13 protein-coding genes are annotated in these 18,534 nt (G+C 73.3%); 7 read left to right on the top strand and 6 right to left on the bottom strand.

Annotated elements, in window-relative coordinates:
• Nucleotides 1-79: 79 nt before the first annotated feature.
• On the top strand, nucleotides 80-1,060 hold the full coding sequence (locus POL25_RS19660) for a protein kinase family protein (RefSeq protein WP_272087642.1): 981 nt from the start codon (nucleotides 80-82) through the stop codon (nucleotides 1,058-1,060).
• The gene (locus tag POL25_RS19655) at nucleotides 1,057-1,980 is read left to right on the top strand and encodes a LysR family transcriptional regulator (protein WP_272087641.1); all 924 of its coding nucleotides are present in this window, start codon (nucleotides 1,057-1,059) and stop codon (nucleotides 1,978-1,980) included. The genes POL25_RS19660 and POL25_RS19655 overlap by 4 nt, the downstream gene beginning before the upstream one ends.
• Before the next feature lie 340 nt (nucleotides 1,981-2,320).
• On the opposite strand, the gene POL25_RS19650 is transcribed toward POL25_RS19655, so the two are convergent.
• From POL25_RS19650 to POL25_RS19640, 3 genes are all read right to left on the bottom strand, one after another.
• Nucleotides 2,321-3,151, bottom strand: a complete 831-nt coding sequence (locus POL25_RS19650; protein WP_272087640.1) for a ferritin-like domain-containing protein — start codon at nucleotides 3,149-3,151, stop codon at nucleotides 2,321-2,323.
• A complete protein-coding gene (locus POL25_RS19645) occupies nucleotides 3,148-3,747 on the bottom strand; it encodes a hypothetical protein (RefSeq protein WP_272087639.1) in 600 nt (199 codons plus the stop codon). Before POL25_RS19645 ends, POL25_RS19650 begins: the two co-directional genes overlap by 4 nt.
• Nucleotides 3,748-4,126: 379 nt before the next feature.
• Nucleotides 4,127-5,194: a hypothetical protein gene (locus POL25_RS19640; RefSeq protein ID WP_272087638.1), complete on the bottom strand. Its 1,068-nt coding sequence runs from the start codon at nucleotides 5,192-5,194 to the stop codon at nucleotides 4,127-4,129.
• A gap of 269 nt (nucleotides 5,195-5,463) precedes the next feature.
• Here POL25_RS19640 and POL25_RS19635 point away from each other — a divergent pair, with 269 nt between their 5' ends.
• Nucleotides 5,464-6,303: a hypothetical protein gene (locus POL25_RS19635; protein WP_272087637.1), complete on the top strand. Its 840-nt coding sequence runs from the start codon at nucleotides 5,464-5,466 to the stop codon at nucleotides 6,301-6,303.
• Nucleotides 6,304-6,413: 110 nt separating this feature from the next.
• Nucleotides 6,414-9,398, top strand: coding sequence for a serine/threonine-protein kinase (locus tag POL25_RS19630; protein ID WP_272087636.1), 2,985 nt, complete (start codon nucleotides 6,414-6,416; stop codon nucleotides 9,396-9,398).
• Nucleotides 9,399-9,761: 363 nt separating this feature from the next.
• Here POL25_RS19630 and POL25_RS19625 read toward each other — a convergent pair whose 3' ends face one another.
• Nucleotides 9,762-11,624 (bottom strand): hypothetical protein, encoded by a 1,863-nt coding sequence (locus POL25_RS19625; RefSeq protein ID WP_272087635.1) that lies wholly within the window; start codon nucleotides 11,622-11,624, stop codon nucleotides 9,762-9,764.
• Nucleotides 11,625-11,948: 324 nt separating this feature from the next.
• On the opposite strand from POL25_RS19625, the gene POL25_RS19620 reads away from it, so the two are divergent.
• Genes POL25_RS19620 through POL25_RS19610 form a run of 3 tightly spaced genes read left to right on the top strand, consistent with a single transcriptional unit; the run spans nucleotide 11,949 to nucleotide 14,034 of the window.
• Nucleotides 11,949-12,599, top strand: coding sequence for a hypothetical protein (locus POL25_RS19620; protein WP_272087634.1), 651 nt, complete (start codon nucleotides 11,949-11,951; stop codon nucleotides 12,597-12,599).
• Nucleotides 12,599-13,747 (top strand): serine hydrolase domain-containing protein, encoded by a 1,149-nt coding sequence (locus POL25_RS19615; protein ID WP_272087633.1) that lies wholly within the window; start codon nucleotides 12,599-12,601, stop codon nucleotides 13,745-13,747. Before POL25_RS19620 ends, POL25_RS19615 begins: the two co-directional genes overlap by 1 nt.
• Nucleotides 13,744-14,034: a hypothetical protein gene (locus POL25_RS19610; protein WP_272087632.1), complete on the top strand. Its 291-nt coding sequence runs from the start codon at nucleotides 13,744-13,746 to the stop codon at nucleotides 14,032-14,034. The genes POL25_RS19615 and POL25_RS19610 overlap by 4 nt, the downstream gene beginning before the upstream one ends.
• Nucleotides 14,035-14,193: 159 nt before the next feature.
• Here POL25_RS19610 and POL25_RS19605 read toward each other — a convergent pair whose 3' ends face one another.
• The gene (locus POL25_RS19605; RefSeq protein ID WP_272087631.1) at nucleotides 14,194-15,666 is read right to left on the bottom strand and encodes a hypothetical protein; all 1,473 of its coding nucleotides are present in this window, start codon (nucleotides 15,664-15,666) and stop codon (nucleotides 14,194-14,196) included.
• A 167-nt stretch (nucleotides 15,667-15,833) separates the two neighbouring features.
• Nucleotides 15,834-18,530, bottom strand: a complete 2,697-nt coding sequence (locus tag POL25_RS19600) for an ATP-binding protein (protein ID WP_272087630.1) — start codon at nucleotides 18,528-18,530, stop codon at nucleotides 15,834-15,836.
• Nucleotides 18,531-18,534 lie beyond the last annotated feature (4 nt).

Raw genomic sequence — 18,534 nt, 5'->3', positions numbered from 1 at the left:
CGCGCGATCCCGGGCGCAGCGGCCGATCTGCGGGGGCCCTCCTGCCGCGGCCCGGGCGGGCGTATAGTGTCCCGCCTCGATGATCTTGTCCGAGCTCATCCCGCGCGTCACGGCCCAGTTCCGCATGCTCGCGGCCGGACTCGCGCTCGACCCGGCGACGCTCACGGTGCGTCACGTGGCAGAGCGGGCCGCCGCCTCGCGGGCCTCGTTCTCGATCGCCGACGCCGGCGCGCGCTTCGACCTCGAGCTCGCCGCCGACCCGGCCGGCCACGCGGCCCTGCGCCGCTGGCACGACCTCGGCGCGACGCTGGCCACCCGCTACCACGCGCCGCGGATCTGCGGCTGGCTCGAGATCGTCGACACGCCGTACGCCGGGCTGCTGCGCGAGCACGTCGACGGCGTGGTCGTGCGCGACCTGTCCGAAGCGCCAGATCTGGCCCGGGTCCTCACCACCATGATCGGCCGCTTGCACGCCGACCGCGACCTCGCCTCGCGCCTGCCCGGGCCGGCGCCGACCTGCTGCGAGGCCTACCTCGTCGACCAGTTCGTCCGCTGCACCGCGTCCCTGCGGGCCGCTCGCGCCGCCGGCCCGGCCTTTGTCGACACCGCCACGCTCGCCTGGCTGGCCGCCGAGGTCGACCGCGTGACCGCCCAGGTGCGCGCCTCGAACTCGTTCGCCGTGCCGGCCGACCTGCCGGTCCACGGCGCCCTGCTGCGGCCCGGCAACCTGTGCGTGACGCCGGCGGGGGCGTGGTACGTGCTCGGCTGGGACGCGCTGCGCCTCGGCGATCCGGCGCTCGACCTGGCCGCGCTGCCGCCGGTGACCGTGACCATCGATCCACGAGCCGACACGATGCAGGCCACGCGGGCGATCCGCGAGCCGTGGCTGTCCGACCGGATCGCCCTGCTGCGTCGCGCTCGCAGCCTGGCCGCGGCCATCGATCCGCTGGCCGACTGGCTGGCCGCCGCCGCCTGGGACGAGCCGCGCGAGCGGGCCCAGGCCCGGGCCGAGCGCGCGCACGCGGCGGCGCTGCTGTCGTACCGCCAGGACCACCCGTGAACCGGCCCGCGCCGCCGGCCGCCAGCGACCTGCCCGCGATCGACAGCCTGCGCTGCTTCGTCGCCGCCGCCGAGCACCTGAACTTCAGGACAGCCGCCCGCGCGCTCGCCCTGACCCCCGCCGCCGTCGGTCAGCGGATCCGCCTGCTCGAGCAGCAGCTCGGCGCGAGCCTGTTCGTCCGCACCACCCGCTCGGTGCGCCTCACCGACGCCGGCCTGTCGCTGCTGCCGCGCGCGCGCGCCTGCCTCGGCGAGGCGGCCGCGTGCGTCCGCGTGGTCCGCGGCGAGGACGACCCGCCGCCGATCGAGCTCACCCTCGGCACCCGCTTCGAGCTCGGCATGTCGTGGATCGTCCCCACCCTGCCGCAGCTGCGCGCCGCCCTGCCGCGGGTGACGATGCACCTGTTCTTCGGGTCAGGTCAGGAGATCGTCGACCGCCTGCGCAGCGGCCTGGTCGACTGCGCCGTCACCTCGGCCAAGCTCGAGGACAGCCGCCTGCTGGCCGAGCGCCTGCACGAGGAGCGCTACGCGTTCGTCGGCGCGCCCGAGCTGCTCGACCGCCTGCCGCTGACCCGCCCCGAGGACGTCCCGCGCCACGTCCTGCTCGACATCGACGCCCGCACGCCCCTTTTCCACTACTTCAGCGGCGCCCCCGCGGCCCCGGCCCTGCCCCGCTTCGGCGGCCACCGCTGGCTCGGCCTCGGCGCCGCCGTCAAGGTCCAGGTGCTCGCCGGCGAGGGCGTCGCCGTGCTGCCGCTCTACCTGATCGAGGCCGAGCTGCGAGCCGGCCGCCTGCGCCGCCTGTTCCCCGGCGTCGCCCTGCTGATCGACTACTTCCGCCTGCTGTACCGCGACCACGACCCCCGCCAGGCGGTCTACCGCGCCCTGGCCGGCGAGCTGGCGCGCACGCCGATCGCCTGACGAAGCGGCATGTCCTCGCGGACATGTCGATACGGACATGCTCCCGAGGACATGCCCGATCGGGCATGTCCATGAAGGTGACCGCGACGGCCGTCCAGCGCGCGCTGAACCACGAGAGGACATGCCCTTTACGACATGTCCATTCGCACACCTTCTGCGCCGACATGTCCGCTGCAGCACGAACGGACATGCCCTTTACGACATGTCCATTCGCCACCTTCTGCGAGGACATGTCCGCTGAACCACGAAAGGACATGCCCGTCACGACATGTCCCTTCGCGCACCTTCAGCGACGACATGTCCGCCGCGACACGTCGACTCGCCCCCTCGATCGCCGCGCTCAGGCGGTCATGCGGGCCCGCGGGTCGACCTTCTGCGCGCTCGCCCAGGCGCCGAGCTCCTGCGCCGCGCGCCACGCCGACAGAGCCGGCAGCCCCGACGCCTCCAGGCCCGGCACGATGACCTCGTTCACCGTGGCGAAGAACAGCCGGCGGGCCGCGTGGCCGTCGCACACCCCGACCGCCTCCGCCGCGCTCGACGGGCTCGGGCGGGCCGGCAAGTGCGACAGCTCGTGGGTCGCCAGGTCGTCGAGCGCGATCACCAGGTAGTCGCCGAGGCGCTCGCGCAGGGTCGGCGACAGCGAGGGCGCGTACTCCTCGACCAGCCGCCAGCCGAACCGCGCGTGCCCGACCTCGTCGGCGAGGATCTCCGCCAGCAGCCGCTGCAGCGCCGGCGGCCCGGCCGCGCGCCGCTCGGCGTCGATCAGCGCCACCGCCACCGTCTCGCTCAGGCACGACACGCTGATCACGTTGCGCAGCACCGCCTCGATCGCGTCCGCGTCCTCGTGCTCGGGCACCGGCGGCAGGGCCGGCAGCGCGACCACCGGATCGCCGCCGAGCACCTCGACGACCGCGGCGCAGCGATCGGCGTGGCGCCACTCCTCGGCGACCATCGCCCCGACGCGGGCCGGGCGATCGCCGCGCACGCCCGCGCGCTCGAGCTGGCGCGCCAGCGTCGAGAACACGCGGGCCGAGACGTGCTCGTTGAGCATGCGCCCGCGCCAGGTGAGGATCGCCGACTGACGATCGAATTCGTCGAGGCCCGCCAGCGCGCCAGCGCCGAGCCGCAGGTCGGCGCGGTCGGCCGCGCCGCGCAGATCGAGGCTTGTCATACGAACCTCCCGCGGGCCGCCCGCGCCCGCTGCAGGCGATCGTGCCCCGCGGCCGGCGGCGCCGGCGGACCCCACGGGGTGCACTGCGGCTGCGGCCGCCAGTCCTGGGCCTCGCAGCACCGGAAATCGATCTCGCCGGAGCGCCGATCGACGCAGTCGTCGAGCTCGCCGGTGCTGGTGCCGGTGTCGGTATCAGTGCCGGTCGTATCGCCGGTGGTCTCGCCGGTGGTCTCGCCGGTCTCGCTGGTGCCCGAGCTCGTCGAGGTGGTGGTGGCGAAGGTCGTGGCGTCGGTCAGCAGCGTGTCGGCGCCGGTGGTGGTGCTCGCCTCGCCGCTGGTCGTCGCCGTCGTGGTCGCCTCCCCCGTCGAAGCGTCGTCGCCGGTCGCGCTCGCGCCAGCGCTCGTGGTCGCCAGCGTGGCCGCGTCGGCCCCGGTGGTGGCCGTCGAACCATCGCTCGCGCCGTCGCTGCCCTCGCCCAGGCCGGGCCCGCAGGCGGCGACCAGCGTCAACATCAGCCCGAACCGCAGCCGCGGCCGTCCGACCAACCCCGCCGCGGTCCTCAGGGCGTGCTCGTGATGAGATGTCTTTAAGGTCATGTCCAAAACCATCCTCCCACCTCGACGATGACGCGGCCGCGAGGCAGAAGGAAGCGATCTTGCATTGGCTGCGCTGTAAACCGGGAGTTTACAATGAGGCCGGGCGCGGCCCCGCGAGCGGCCCGCAAATCGACATGTCCCTCGAGACAGGTTTTCGAAGGCCCGCGATGATCTTCGCCGCGCATCACCACCGGTGATCACCGAGCCGCGACAAGCCCGCGTCGGCCGCTCGGCGCCTCGCGCCGCGAAGATCCGGCACGCCTCGACTTGTCCCTCGAGAAAGGGCCCCGAAGGCCCGCGATCGACGCCCGCGACCTTGGGCCGCGAGCGCGCGTCTCTCACCGCGATCGCCCGTTCGCTCGCGCGGCCTCGCCGGCCCTCACGGCAGCTCGGCCACGAGGCGGGGCAGCACGTCCGCGGCGGGTCCGCCGAGCACCAGGCGATCGACGTGGAGCGCCATGCTGTTGCGCCACCCGAGCAGCGTCACCAGGCCGGTCGGGCTGAACTGCGCCGAGGCCGGCAGCACCGTGATCTCGCCCGGGTACGCGGCGTTGCGCAGCTCGGCCACGTACTTGTCGCCCTGGGCGTAGATCAGCACGTCGAGCGTGTTCTCGGTGCCGCGGTCGAGCGGGAAGGTCGCCTCGGCGTGCTCCTGCCACTCGGCCTCGTCGATGCGGGTGCGGAACACCAGCCGCGCGTCTGCGGTGAGCAGCCCCAGCGACATCGCCCCGCTCTCGAACGCGGCGTCGGCCGGCACGCGCGACGTGATCTCGAACATCTCCTCGTCCGGGACGGCGATCATCGGCGGCGTCAGGCGGATGCGCGCGCACAGCAGCGCGTCGCCGTAGGTCTCCTTCGACCAGGTCGGGCTGTAGTTGTCCCACCAGTCGTCCGTCATCGGGTGCGGGCCGAAATTCAGCGAGCCACCTGCCACCGTCGGCGCCGCCCAGGTGCCGTTCCAGTGAGCCTCGTACTGCGCCGGATCGTCGAACTCCTCGACGTAGGGCGGGACCGCGAACAGCTCGGGCGGACAGCCGGTGAAGCAGTTCAGCAGCGGCCCCTCGCTGTCGGGCCCGCACGGATCGACGCCGGTCTCGCCGGTCTCGCCGGTCTCGCTCGTCTCGCCGGTCTCGCTCGTCACGCCGGTCTCGCTCGTCTCGCCGGTCGTGGCGACCGTGGTGTCGGTCTCCGTGGTCGTGTCAGTGGCCAGGCTGGTCGCCATCGGACCGGTGTCCGTCGAGGTGCCGGGCGTCGTGCCTTCGGTGCCTTCCGTCGTCGCGGGCGAGGTCGAGGTCGGGACGGAGGTGTCCGCCGACGTCGCCGTCGATTCGGTCCCCCCGGTCGGATCGCCGCCGGAGGTGTCACCGGAGGTCTCGGAGTCCGCGGCCGAAGCCCCGGTCGCGCTGGTGATCTGCGGATCTTCGCCGCAAGCCGCTGCGATCAGCACTGCGCAAAAGAGAGAGGAAGGGCGGGCCGTCGTTCGAAAAGATGAGAAGGACATGTTCGCTCGTCCGGGTGCTTGCGCCCGGTCCGACAGGAGGACGGGGGTCGCTCCGGCGTTTTGCGGATTTTTTTCGAGCCCGTGCGCGGCCGATTGTCCGGCGTCGCGGCGGCGGTCGACCTCCGCGCCGGAGGTCCGGCATCCCCCGGTGATTTGTCGCCGGGGCTCGCCGGAGGGTCTCGGCGATCCTCCCGCGAAGGCTTAGGATCGCGGCCATGCGCCCGGCCACGCGCCTGCTGTCGCTGCTCGACGGGCAGCGCGACCACGACGCGGAGGCCGTCGAGCGGCTGCTCGTCGCGGCCCTCGCGGACGCCGACCGCCGCTGGCCAGGCGTCGCCGTCGACGCGGAGGCTTACGCGGCCTGGGTCGCCGCGCGCTTGCCCGCGGGCCCCGAGCCGGTCGAGGCCGCGCTCGCGGGCCTGCGCCTCGCGGAGCTGGCCCTCACGTGTGCGTGCGCCGGCGGCTCGACGGCGGCGATCGCCGCGTTCGACGCCGAGTTCATCGCCCGCGACCGCCGGACCACCGACGATCAGAAGCAGCTGCTGCGCCAGAAGTTGTTCCTGGCCCAGGGCGACACGCCGGCCCGGATCGCGCGCTACGGCGGGCGCGGCGAGCTCGGCCGCTGGGTCCGCACGGTCGCCACGCGCATCGTCATCGACGGCGCGCGGCCGGAGCGGGAGCAGCCCACGGACGACGACCTGCTCGACGCGCTCAGCGTCGATCCGGGGCACAGCCCGGAGCTGGCGCAGCTCAAGCAGGACGCCCGCAAGATCGTGCAGGCGGCCCTCAACGGGGCGATCGCGGCCCTGCCGGCGCGCGACCGCATGCTCTTGCTCCAGTATCACCTCGACGGCGTCGGGGTCGTCGAGCTCGGCCGCCTCTACGACGTGGCGCCGTCGACCATCAGCCGCAGCCTGGCGCGGATCCGCGGCGGCCTGCTGGCGCAGGTGCGGCGGTCGTTGATGTCCCATCACAAGCTGTGGGGCGACGAGCTCGAGCGGCTCCTCGAGTTCGCCCAGAGCCAGCTCAGCGTCGGCGTCATCGATCGCACCTGAGCCGGCGCCGGTGCGCGCAGTGACGGCGCTCCGGTCCTCGGTGACGACGACCGGCGCGGGGCCTCGCGGCTGTGGACACGCTCGCCCGGCCGCCCTATCTCTTGCCGGCGATGGTCTGTCCGCAAGAGAACACCATCACCGAGTTCGTCGCGGGGCTGCTCGGGCCGGAGGAGAGCGGCCGCGTCGAGGCCCACGCGGCCGGCTGTGGCGCGTGTCGCCGGCTGCTGTCCGCGCTCGCGAAGAGCACCTCGTCGGCGTCCGCCACCGATGCCGCCGACGCCGACGCCGCGTCGCCGCGGCTGCTCCTGCGCGGCGCCCTCGTCGGCCGCTACGTCGTCCTGGAGACGCTCGGCGTCGGCGGCACCGGCGTCGTCTATGCCGCCTACGATCCGGAGCTGAGCCGCAAGGTCGCGCTCAAGCTGCTGCGCAGCGCCGCGTTCGCCCGCTCGCACGAGCTGCGCGGTCGCTTGATGCGCGAGGCCCAGGCGCTCGCGCGGCTGTCCCATCCCAACGTGGTCGCCGTGTACGACGTCGGCACCTTCGGGGCCAGCGTCTTCATCGCCATGGAGCTGATCGACGGCGTCACTCTCGGCGCCTGGCTGGCGCAGCGGCAGCACCCGTGGCGCGCCGTCGTCGAGGTGTTCAAGCAGGTCGGCCGCGGCCTGGCGGCGGCCCACGCCGAGGGGCTCATCCACCGCGACTTCAAGCCGGCCAACGTGCTCGTCGGCCGCGACGGGCGCGTCTGCGTGGTCGATTTCGGCCTGGTCCGCTCGAGCGCCGCGCGGACCGAGCCCGAGGTCGAGGTCGCCGCGGAGCTCGCCGGGCCGGGCCACACGATCACCCAGGCGGGCGCGTTCCTCGGGACCCCCGCCTTCATGGCGCCGGAGCAGTTCGAGCGCAGCGTGGTCGATGCCAGCGCCGATCAGTTCAGCTTCTGCGTCGCCCTGTTCGCCGCGCTGTACCAGCGGCGCCCGTTCTCGATCAACACCCGCGAGGTCCTGCGCGCCGAGGCCCAGCGCGGCAAGCTGCCCGCGTTGCCCGGCGATCCGCCGGTGCCCGCGTTCGTCCGCCGGGTCCTGGAACGCGGCCTCCGCCTGGCCCCGGAGGAGCGGTTCCCGTCGATGGACGCCCTGCTCGACGCGCTGTCCCGCGACCCGCGGCAGACCTGGCGGCGCGGCGCGTTCGTCGGGCTCGGCGCGGTCGCTCTCGGGCTCTCGGTCGTCGCCGCGACGCGCCTCGCCGGCGAGCCGGCGCCGCTGTGTCAGGGCAGCGCGGCCAGGTTCGCCGCGGTGTGGAGCGAGCCGGCGCGCCAGGCGATCCACGAGCGCTTCGCGGCCAGCGGCCTGGCCCACGCCGAGGACGACTGGCACACCGTCGCGCGCACGCTCGACGCCTACGAGCGCGCGTGGTCGGCCATGCACACCGAGGCGTGCGAGGCCACCCGCGTGCGCGGGGAACAATCGGACGAATTGTTGTCGCTGCGCATGCTCTGCCTCGATCGCCGCCTCACAGAGGTGCGGACGTTGACGGCCCTGCTCGGCACCGCCGACGCCGACGGGGTCACCAAGGCCGTCGACGCCGCCTTCCAGCTGCCGAGCATCACCGCCTGCGCCAACCTCGAGGCGCTGCGCCTGCCCGTGCGGGCCCCCGAAGGCACCCAGCAGGCCGCCGAGGCGCGCGCCATCGAGGCCGTGCTGGCCCAGGCCAAGTTCCTGGCCTCGCTCGGGCGCCACCAGGAGGGGCTCGTCGAGGCCACGCGGGCGGTCACGCGGGCGCGCGCGCTCGGCCACCCCTCGACCGAGGCCGAGGCGCTCGAGACTCTCGGCTCCGTGCAGCTGCAGGCCGTCGATCCCGCGGCGGCGCAGGCCACGTTGCGCGCGGCCTATGCGGCGGCCCAGGCCGGCCGCCACGATCGCACGGCCGCGCGCGCGGCCATCGATCTGGTGTTCGTGGTCGGCTCGCAGCTGTTCCAGCTCGAGGCCGGCCGCGAGTGGGCCTTCCACGCCGAGGCCGCGCTCGCGCGCTGGGGCGCCGACCCGGAGCTCGAAGGGGCGCTGCACGCCAACCTCGGCAGCCTGCGCTACAATGACGGCGATTTCGCCGGCGCGCGGGCCGAGTACGCGGCGGCGCTGGCCGCCCGCGAGCAGGGGCTCGGCGCGGAGCACCGCCAGACCGCGCAGTCGCTCGAGCTCCTTGCCATGGCCGCCAGCGCCGAGGGCGACGCCGCGGCGGCCCGCGACTACCTGGCGCGCGCGACGGCGCTGTCGCTGCGGCTGTTCGGCGCCAAACACCCGGCCCACGGCGCGCTGCTGGTGCGGGTCGGAAATCAGTCGATGCTCGAGGATCGCGCCGCCGAGGCCGAGGCGTCGTTCGCCGAGGCGCTCGCCATCGTCGAGGCAGCGCGCGGGCCGGACCACCCGCAGGTCGCGCTCATCCTCGAGCATCACAGCAGCGCGCTGCGCCGACTGGGCCGGCTGCACGAGGCCGTCGACGCGGCGAAGCGAGCGCACCGCATCTTCGCCGCCACCGCGGGGGCCGGCCCGCTCGCGGCCGACGCCCTGTCGGCGCTCGGCAACGCCGAGAGCGAGCTCGGGAACTTCGCAGCGGCCCTCGCCGCCCACGAGCAGGCGCGCGCGCTCTACGAGGAGGTGTTCGGCGCGGACCACGAGCAGATCGGCAACGCGCTCGAGAACCTCGGCAACGTGTTCCTGCGCAGCGGCGACTTCGCGGCCGCGCTGGACCACCACGAGCGAGCGCTCGCCCTCAAAGAGAGGGCCCACGGCGCGGAATTCATCGACAACGCGTTCGCGCTCGCGGGCATCGGTGAGGCGCACGTCATGCGCGGCGCGCCGGCGACGGCGATCCCACCGCTCGAGCGGGCGCAGGCGCTGCTCGAGCGGCACCAGGTGCTGCCTTCGCTGCTGGCGAAGGTGCGCTTCCTGCTGGCGCGCGCCCTGGCCGACACCGACCAGCGCCAGGACGAGGCGCTGCGCCTGGCCACGAGCGCCGCGCAGGGCTTCCGCGCGCTCGCCACCCCGGCCGGCGACGCCGACGCCGCACGCGTCGCGGCCTGGCTGGCGGATCACGGCGGCTGATCCCATCCTTCGCCACGCACGATATGTCGGCAGCGCATACGGGTGCGACTGTCGATATCGATATCGCTGTCACCGATAAAATCACGACACCGCGAATCATCGTATCGCCGACAATCGACACGGCTCATTCGCCGGCGCCCTCCCACGAATCGCGCAGGACAATCGAGGACACCAGGCCCCACGAGGGTATCCACCCGTGAACTGCGGAGGCACCTGCTCCCTCGCGGAACCGCTCGGATGACTCGCGGTCATGACACGCCATTCGCGGCGCCGCGCATCGAGGCAGCCGGTATGCGTCCGCCCGCTCGTGAAACTCGCGGACCGAGCGGCGACGGTCACGACCTCGCCGCTCGCCGCGCGCCCTCACAGGTTCGAATCGTAGTTGCGATCGTAGACCCGCAGGTTCAGCGCGTCATTCTCATCGGTGTAGAGGAGCGTGACGTGCCCGACCGAATCGTTCGCCCGCATGACGGCGAGCGCCGTCGTCTCGCGGCCGAGGCGGGTGCCGCTGCGGCGGAGCTGGCCGTCGCTCGCGACCTGCCAGCTGATCAGGCGCGCGTGGTCGGTGGAGTCGACGACGGCCGTCAGGAAATCGCCATTGCCCCCGTGGGTGCCCGAGTGCGCGCTGACGGTGCCGTCGGTCGAGATCGTCTCGTTGTGCACGATCGTGCCGGCGACATCGACCTCCCACGTATCGAGGCGCAGCACCCCGCTGGCGAGCTGCACGCTGGTCACGACTTGTTCGCCGAGGCCGACCGGGACCGTGTCGATGTCGACCGCGGTCGCCAGCACGCCGGACGCGAAGTCGTCGGCCGCGAACACCCCGCCGCCGGTCGGCACGTCGAAGCTGCGCACGATCAGCTCGCCGTTCGACTGCTTGAGCTCCGCCGTCACCACGCCCTGGAACTCGACCTGGACGCTCGTGATCGCCATGTCGCGGATCGCCCCGCCGCTGCCCTCGTCGACCTCCTTGGTGAGGTTCAGCGAGATGTCGGAGGTGTAGTCGATCACCTCGAGGTTGCCGCTGCCGTCCCGGACCGCCACCACCACGCCCATGTGCGTCGGCGACTTCACCGCCGCGACCTGGCTGACCGCGCCGCCGTCCTCTTCCTGGCCGGTCAGGCGCGTGATGTTGCCGCTGCTGTCGACGTCGTACGGGATGAGCTTCAGGTCGCCGTTGGAGCCGCGGATCACCGCGATCACGTCGCGCGAGCTCATCGGCCCGGCGAGCGCGACGTCCAGGACGGCGCCCTCTTCGCGCAGGTCCTGGTCGGTCACCACGCCGGCGGTCGACACCGTCCACGTGCGGATGTCGAGGTTGCCCGTGGCGTCCTGGTAGGCCCCGACGCCGCCGGCCCCATACGAGTACAGGTGCAGGTTCGAGGCGTCGTGGCCGTACGCGAGCGGGCTGAAGGCCCAGCCGACCGGGTCCGGCCAGACGAGCAGGCTGACCCCGTCGACGACCTCGTGGCCGTCCATCTGCGTCCAGGTGGAAGTCGGCGCCACGCCCGGCGTGCGGCTCTGCCGGTAGCCCTCGAACCACTCGATCGGCTCCGAATCGCCCTCACAAGGATTGTCGGAGCCGTCGAACGCGAACGGCTTCCAGTGCACGTGGGTGTGCGGCCCGGTCGAGTTGCCGTTGTGGCCCAGCCTGCCCACGAGATCGCCCTTGAACACCAGCGGATACGGCTGGCCGGGGTTCTGGATGTCGAGGCGGAACTCGTCGCGGATCGCGTCCATGCCCGAGATGCTGCAAGAGCCCGCGTTGGCGACCGGCGGCGTCGAGGCGTTGGGGCACAGTCCGGGCGGGATCGAGTCCTCTTGCAGGTGCGCGAGGGTGACGGCGTGATCGCCGTCGGCCCCGACGATCATGATGAAGTTGCCGCCCTCGTTGAGGCCCGCCGGACAGTTCCCGCCGGGGCACTGATTGACGGTCGGATCCTGGCTGTCCGGGTGATTGTGGAAGCACGCGACCACGAAGCCGTCCTCCGGGGCGAACAGCGCGGTGCCGAACGCCGCGTGATCGTCGACGGTCAGCGGCGAGGTCGCGTCGGCCCTCCAGATCGAATACTGACCGGCGCTCGCGTCCCAGCGCAGCGCCGAGAAGTCGATCGCGTTGGTCGTGAAGGCGTGGCCGGACGTGGTGATATAGGTGTCGGGGGGAAGCGCCTCCCCGCGGGTCGGCCACACCAGCGGCTCGGCCTGGACCACTGTGGGTCCCATCATTACGAAGAGGATGGCGAAAGAAACACTTCGGGCAGTGACAATGCGCGGACTCATGGCGGACTCCTCCAAGGGGCGTGTGACGGGGCCCGAGTCGAGCAGACACGCGGCCATCACCGTCCGAGGCTTAGTGATGGGACTCCGCGGGGTGGTTCGTGGGCCCTCGATTTTTTTTCTCGCCCGCGCTCGCGGTGGCCCTGGGCCGGCGCAGACCTCGTGACCCGCCGACCGCGCGCTCCCGAAGTCCCTGACGCCCTTCGCGGGCCGGCCTCGCACGGGCTCCCGCGGTCCTTCTGGCCCGCCGCCGCCTGCGGTATCCTCGGCCGCATGCAGGGGCACCGTCCCACCCTCCTCGCCGGCTGCCTCGCGCTCGTCGCGTGCGCCGGCGAACTGCGCGAGCCGGGCCCGACCGCGACGCCGCCGACCTCCACCGCCGCCGTCGCCACCCCCGAAGCCGCCGCCAGCGAGCCGGCCCCGGCGCCCGCGACCACCCGCCGCGAACGCCGTCGCCGCGAGCGCGGCCCGACCGACGGCAACTTCGTGTTCTCGCACTTCAGCGCCGGCGTGTTCAGCACCATCATCATCCAGCCGGCGACCTACTTCGTCGCCACCCGCGTCGGCGAGACCGGCCACGGCCTCGGCCCGGCGATCGGCGCCCTGATGCTCGGCGCCTTCTTGCCGCCGATCCTCAACTACACCGTGCAGTGGGCGGTCGGGCGGACCATCGCGCCGGGCCGCGATCGCTTCTGGCCCGGCTTCCTCGTCAACCAGATCTCGCACCTCGGCATCTTCATCGGCGCGGTCGTCGGCGGCGCCGACTTCCGCAACCTCGGCCACGCCACCGCGATCGTGCTCGGCGAGGCGTTCCTCAACAGCGGCCTGGCGACGATCACCGCCGAGCTGACCCGGCGGCCGCGCAACCCGACCCCGACCGCCGCGAACGAGATGATCGTCCCGGTCCTGGAGTTCAAGTTCTGATGCAGCGGCTGGTCCTTTCCTGTTGCACCGTCGCGTCGCTGCTCGTCGCCCGCGAGGCCGCCGCGGCCTGTCCCACCGGCGTCACCTGGCCCGCGGCCGACTGGCCCGAGGCGCTCGTCCGCGGTCCCACGGCCGACGCCGCCGACGACTACCTCTTCACGCTCACCGGCCGCGACGAAGATCGCAAGGGCATCCGCACCGACGGCGTCGTCATCGTCCACCGCGGCCGCATCGTCTACGAGCGCTACGCTCGCGGCTACGCCCGGCACAACCGCCACCTCGCCTGGTCGGTGTCCAAGAGCTTCCTCAACGCGATGGTCGGCGTCGGCGTCGGCCGCGGCGCGCTCACCGTCGACGACTCGATCTGCGATCATTACGACCCGGGCCCGGAGCTGTGCGACGTCACTGTCGGCGACCTGCTCGACTGGGGCTCCGGGATCGACTGGAACGAGGGCTACGAGGACGACCCTTATTATTTGTCGTCGGTGATCGCCATGCTTTACGGCATCGGCTCCGGCGACATGGCCGCCTTCGTGGCTTCGCAGGGCCTCGCCGAGACGCCCGGCACCGTCTATCGCTACAGCTCCGGCGACTCCGTGCTGCTGTCCGCCGTGCTCGCCAGCGCCCTCGGCCCCGGCCTCGCCGGCGATTATCCGTGGGAGTTCGTGTTCGACCCGATCGGCATGACCAGCGCGATGTTCGAGCGCGACCTGGCCGGCACCTACGTCGGCTCGTCCTACGTCTACGCGACCCCGCGCGACCTGGCCCGCTTCGGCTATCTGGCCCTGCGCGAGGGCTGCTGGGCCGGTGAGCAGCTGCTGCCCGAGGGCTGGATCGCCGCCAGCACCCAGCCGAACCCCTCGTTTCAGGTCGGCGAGTCCTATGATCATTTCCTGCGCGACGGCGACGCCGTGCCCGGGCGCCACTGGTGGCTCAACCTGCCGGTCCCCGACCTCGCGCACGAGCGCCGCTGGCCGGCCGCGCCGCCCGACACCTTCGCCGGGCTCGGTCACTGGGGTCAGACGATCTTCGTCATCCCCTCCGCCGACCTCGTCCTCGTGCGCACCGCCGACGACCGCGAGGCGGGCTTCGACCAGAACCGCTACCTCGAGCTCGCCCTCGCCCTCGCCGCCGAGGACTCGCCATGATCCGCCGCGCCCTGCTCGCCAGCACCCTCGCCCTCGCCGCCTGCAACGCCGAGGCCTACGACAACAACGACGCCGAGCTCGCCGTGCGCCAGAAGGCCAAGGAGATGTGCTCCTGCCTGTTCGTGATGGAGCTGAGCGAGCAAGAGTGCGCCGCCTGGACCCGCGTCTCGCCGAACGTCGCCAGAGCCACGATCGACCGCGAGAACAAGCGCGTGCACGCGGTCGCCCTCGGCTTCTGGGCCGCCGACGCCCGCTTCGACGGCCGCCACGGCTGCGTCCACGACTGACCGCAGCGTCGCAAGATAGGCGCGTCATCACGGCGAGCCGTCGCGCGGACGCGAAGGCTCGCGGCGCTCCTCCAGCGCCGTCCATCGATGGATATTGCGAGCCTCCGCATCTCGCCCTTTGCATGCGGCCTCCGCGAGCGGGAGCCTCACGCTCGCCGGCTACGGCAGCGCCAGCGTGTCCAGGCGGATCACGCGGATGTACGAGTCCACGTCGTCGCGCAGGCGCAGCGCCAGCGCGAGGTCACGATCAAAAGCTTCGAGCGTCACCGCGCTGAGGCGAGGGCCGCCCTGAGGCGGTCCCGAGGGGACGACGTCGGCGACCGGCAGGACCAGGACCTCGGTCGGCGCGCCGGCGCCGAGCGGCACGCGGGCGAGGTGCAGCACCCCGGTGGTCGCATCGCTGTCCACCTGGCCCACGCAGAAATAATCGCCTTCGATCTGCCCCAGCTCGTAGTGGGACGCGACATCGCGATGCGTCACCACCCACGCGAGCCAGCCGACGCCGTCGGCGGTGCGCGCGAACGAGAACGCCTCGGGCTGCATGCCGACACTATCGTCCTGACACGGGCCCGGGCACGTGGCGTCCGGCCCGTCGGCGTCGATCGATCCACAGGGGTTGCCGACCGGCGCCGTGCCGGCGATCCCCGCCGCGCCGCCGTTCGGTCCCCACGCCACCTCGAGCGCGTCGCCGAGCTGCAGCGCCGCCGCGATCGTCGGACCGACGGGGGCAGAGGCGGCCTGGTAGCGCACGGTCAGCGGCAAGCTCGATCCGAGCGGCACCGCCTCGCCGTCGACGAGCGCATGCAGATGATCGTCGGCGACGCCGAGCGCGATCTCCTGGTCGTCGGGCCCGAGCACGAAGCGCGCCCACGACCCCGCCGAGGCGATGTCATGGGTCGTCCACGTCTCGCCCTCGCGCACGGCCGCGGCGTAGTCGGCGTTCTTCGGCCCGTCGAAGAACACGTGCGGGCGGCCCGCGCTGTCGACCTTGACGTCGAAGGCCGGCACGTACTGCTCGCCGTCGGTGACGAGCGTGTCGGTCCAGGACCCTCCGACCAGCCCGAGGTGGCGCAGCCCGTCCGTGTAGTTCGGGATCGCCGTGGCATCGACGACGATGTGCGGCGCCCCGTCGGGGCCCAGGGTCATCTGGAATTGCTTGCCCGGGTAAGCATCGATCACGCCGCCGATCGATTCGGCGCCGTCGGCGTCGGCGCGGAACAGCAGCGCCTCGTTCCAGCTCGCGGTCACCAGCCAGGTCGCGTCGGGGGCCGCGGCGACGCCCATCCCGGGCACCCCGAGCCCGCCGTCCTGACAGCGGATCTCGAGGTCGACCGTGATGGCACAATCCGGCTCGCGGCAGGCGGCGGCGTGATCGCCCTGGACGACGTCGCACAGGCCGGGCTCACCCGTGGTCGTGCTCGCCTCGGTCGTGCTCGTCAGCGTGGTGGGCTCGCCGGTCGTGCTCGTCGCCTCGCCGGTGGTCGGCTGCACGCCGGTCGAGGTCGGCTCGCCGGTCGTGGTCGAGCCAGCGCTGGCATCGGTGCTGCTGCTCCCGGTGGAGTCGCCTGCGATCGGGCCGCACGCGGCCAGCGCGAGCACGCAGGAGAACGCAATCAATTCGTCACGAAACATCCGGCGAGCCTATCCGATCGCCATGAGCCGGGCCGCGGCGCGCCTCGCCCGTAGCGCTTAAACAATCGCCGCGAGCTCTTAAATGTTCGCGGCTCCGCTTAAGGCAGTCGCCTCGAAATTCCGCAGAGAGGACCGGTCGCGCATCACTCGATCTCGATGCGTCCGAATCACTGCTCGAGCACGCACGGGCTCGCCGAAGTCAGCGCATAGCCCTCGCGGCTGCTGACGAGGACCGCGCGCAGCCCGAGGTTGCGCAGGGTCGACAGCGCGACGTGCACGCGATTGGTCCCGGCGCTGTCGCCGACGCGCTCGCCGGGCCAACCGGCGGCCAGCAGCTCCTCGAGCGCGAGCGCCTCGCCGGGCGCCTCGATCCGCTTGCGAGCCAGCGCCAGGACGATCCGCTGCAGCGGCACCCGGCGACGCAGATCGACGTCCACCGCGGCGCCCGGCAGGCGCAACGCCTGGCCGCCGGCGCGCACGATCAGCGGCGCTCCCGGCGGCTCGCCGTGCGCCACGCTGGCGAGCGCGACCCGCAGCGCGAAGCGAGAGTCGTCGCTCGGGTACGCCTCGGCCAGCGCGCGCGCCTCCTCGAACAGCCCCGCACGGGCCGCCGGGGCGGCGGTCGTCATGCGCACGTGGAGCCCGTGGATCGCCACCGTGGCCGTCAGCGCGCCCTCGGAGCGACACGCCGCGGCGGCCCGCTCGGCGGCGGTGAGACAGCGACGCGCCGCCTCGACCTCGCCGGCGAGCGCGAACACCGTCGCGCGACAGCTCTCGGTCAGCGCCTGGTAGCGGGGGATCTCGAGCTCGTGGAACATCCTCAGCGCGCGCTCGAGCAACCGCGCCGCGTCGTCACGCTGGCCGCGCTCGAGGTGCGCGCCCGCGAAGTAATAGAGCGCGCTGGCCTCGAGGTGGAGGTTGCCGCTGACGCGGATCAGCGCGAGCGCGCGGACGTAGTGGTCGAACGCGGCGTCGAGGTCGCCCCGCTCCTGCAGCAGGATCGCGCGGACGTACGACAGCGCGCCGCGGGCGTGCCGTGGATCGCTCGCCTCGACCCGCGCGAGCCCTTCGTCGTAGCGCGCCAGCGCCTCCTCGTGACGGCCGCGGAACCACGCGATCACCCCCGCCTCGTAGAGCACCAGCGGCAGCTCCTCGCAGTGTTCGGCCGCGCGGTGCAGCGCCAGCGCGCGATCGATCTCCTGCTCCGCGCGATCGAGCTGGCCCTCGCGCCGGTACGCGTGGGCCAGGCGCGTGCGGATCTCGGCCTCGCGCAGCGGCGCCAGCGGATCGTCCGGCGCGCGGACCAGGCACGCCAGCGCGGCCGCGAAGTGCTCGCGCGCCTCCGCGGTGGCGCCGTCGATCTCGACCAGCTCGCCCAGCAGCATCCGCCCGAGCGCCTCCTGCGACGGATCGACGGCCGAGCGCGCCAGCGCGGTCCCCTCCACGAAGTCCGCGCGCGCCTCCTGCCCGGCCCCGAGCAGGCGGTGCGCCCGACCTCGCGCGAGCACGGCCGCGGCGAGGTCCGCCGGCGCGGCCGTGGCCCCGGCTCTGGCGATCGCCGCGTCGAGCAAGCGCAGCGCGTGCCCGACCATGCCGCGGCGCATCGACGGCCGGTGAGCCGCGCACGCCAGGACGAGCGCCCGCTCGGCGGCCTCGGCATCGCTGCTCGCTAGCGCGTGAGCGTGCGCCGCGACCAGGTTGTCGAGCTCGAGGTCGAGCCGCGCCGCCGCTGGCCCGCCACCGACCGCGGGCGCCGCGAGCGTGCGCGCGAGCCCGGCGTACACGCTCGCGTGGCGTCCGGCGAGCCGCGCCGCCAGCTCGGGCATCGCCGACAGGCGCGCCGCCGCGAACTCGCGGATCGTCTCGAACAGCGAGAACCGCAGCTCGCCCTCGAGCTCGAGCCGGGGCGTCGCGCGCACCAGCGAGCGCAGGCACAGCGACTCGAGCCGCGGCAGCACCGGCCCCACGTCCTCGGCGAGCACCGCCTCGGCGGTCGCGAGCGTGAAGCCGCCGGCGAAGATCGTGCACCCCGCGAGGCAGTCCTGCTCGCCGGCCTCGAGCTGATCCCAGGTCTCGGCGATGACCCGGCGCATCGAAGCGTGGCGTCCGCTCTCGCCGTGGCGCACCAGCAGCGCCAGCCGATCGACCAGGCGGTCGCGCAGCTGGATCACCGACAGCACCGTCACGCGCGCCGCCGCCAGCTCGATCGCCAGCGGGATCCCCTCGAGGCGCCGAACCACCTCGGCGATCGCCGACAGATCCTCCGGTCGCAGCACCAGATCGGGGCGGAGCTGGCGCGCGCGGCGGACGAACAGCTCGACCGACTCCACCGCAGCCAGCTCCGCCGGCTCGCGCAGCTCCGGCGGCGGCAACTCGAGTGGTTGCAGCGGCCACAGGTGCTCGCCATCGACGCCGAGCGCCACCCGCGAAGTGACGACGAACCGCGCCCGCGCGGCCGCCCGCAGCCACGCGCCGAGCGTCACCGCGGCCACCTCGGCGAGCTGCTCGAAGTTGTCGAGCACGATCAGGATCCGCCCGCACCGCGCCAGCGCGGCCCCGAGTTGCTCGACCAGCGCGGCCTCGTCCGCTGTGATTTGCAGGCCGAGCGCCGACGCGACCGCCGAGCAGCACCCCGCCCGGCCGCGGACCCCCGTGAGATCGCAGAACCACACCCCGCCGGCTCCCGGCGCCGCGTAGCTGCTGGCCTGCGCCTTCGCGAAGCGCTGGGCCAGGCGGGTCTTGCCCATCCCGCCGAGCCCGGTGATCGTCACGAGCCGCGCCCCGTCCTCGAAGCGATCGGCGATCGCCTCGAGATCGGCGGCGCGGCCGACGAACGACGAGGCGGCGACCGGCAGAGCATCCACGCGC

Origin of the sequence: Nannocystis bainbridge, assembly GCF_028368995.1 — a bacterium.
GTDB classification, from domain to species: domain Bacteria; phylum Myxococcota_A; class Polyangia; order Nannocystales; family Nannocystaceae; genus Nannocystis; species Nannocystis bainbridge.
Note: the sequence above shows the minus strand (reverse complement) of the source record. Positions and strands in the feature narration are given on the sequence as shown.

What these genes read in the sequence shown, in the direction of transcription:
- POL25_RS19615 (WP_272087633.1), top strand. Translation starts at nt 12,599, where the DNA reads ATGCAGCGGCTGGTCCTTTCCTGTTGCACCGTCGCGTCGCTGCTCGTC.
- POL25_RS19650 (WP_272087640.1), bottom strand. Translation starts at nt 3,151, where the DNA reads ATGACAAGCCTCGATCTGCGCGGCGCGGCCGACCGCGCCGACCTGCGG.
- POL25_RS19660 (WP_272087642.1), top strand. Translation starts at nt 80, where the DNA reads ATGATCTTGTCCGAGCTCATCCCGCGCGTCACGGCCCAGTTCCGCATG.
- POL25_RS19645 (WP_272087639.1), bottom strand. Translation starts at nt 3,747, where the DNA reads ATGACCTTAAAGACATCTCATCACGAGCACGCCCTGAGGACCGCGGCG.
- POL25_RS19625 (WP_272087635.1), bottom strand. Translation starts at nt 11,624, where the DNA reads ATGATGGGACCCACAGTGGTCCAGGCCGAGCCGCTGGTGTGGCCGACC.
- POL25_RS19605 (WP_272087631.1), bottom strand. Translation starts at nt 15,666, where the DNA reads ATGTTTCGTGACGAATTGATTGCGTTCTCCTGCGTGCTCGCGCTGGCC.
- POL25_RS19630 (WP_272087636.1), top strand. Translation starts at nt 6,414, where the DNA reads ATGGTCTGTCCGCAAGAGAACACCATCACCGAGTTCGTCGCGGGGCTG.
- POL25_RS19620 (WP_272087634.1), top strand. Translation starts at nt 11,949, where the DNA reads ATGCAGGGGCACCGTCCCACCCTCCTCGCCGGCTGCCTCGCGCTCGTC.
- POL25_RS19635 (WP_272087637.1), top strand. Translation starts at nt 5,464, where the DNA reads ATGCGCCCGGCCACGCGCCTGCTGTCGCTGCTCGACGGGCAGCGCGAC.
- POL25_RS19610 (WP_272087632.1), top strand. Translation starts at nt 13,744, where the DNA reads ATGATCCGCCGCGCCCTGCTCGCCAGCACCCTCGCCCTCGCCGCCTGC.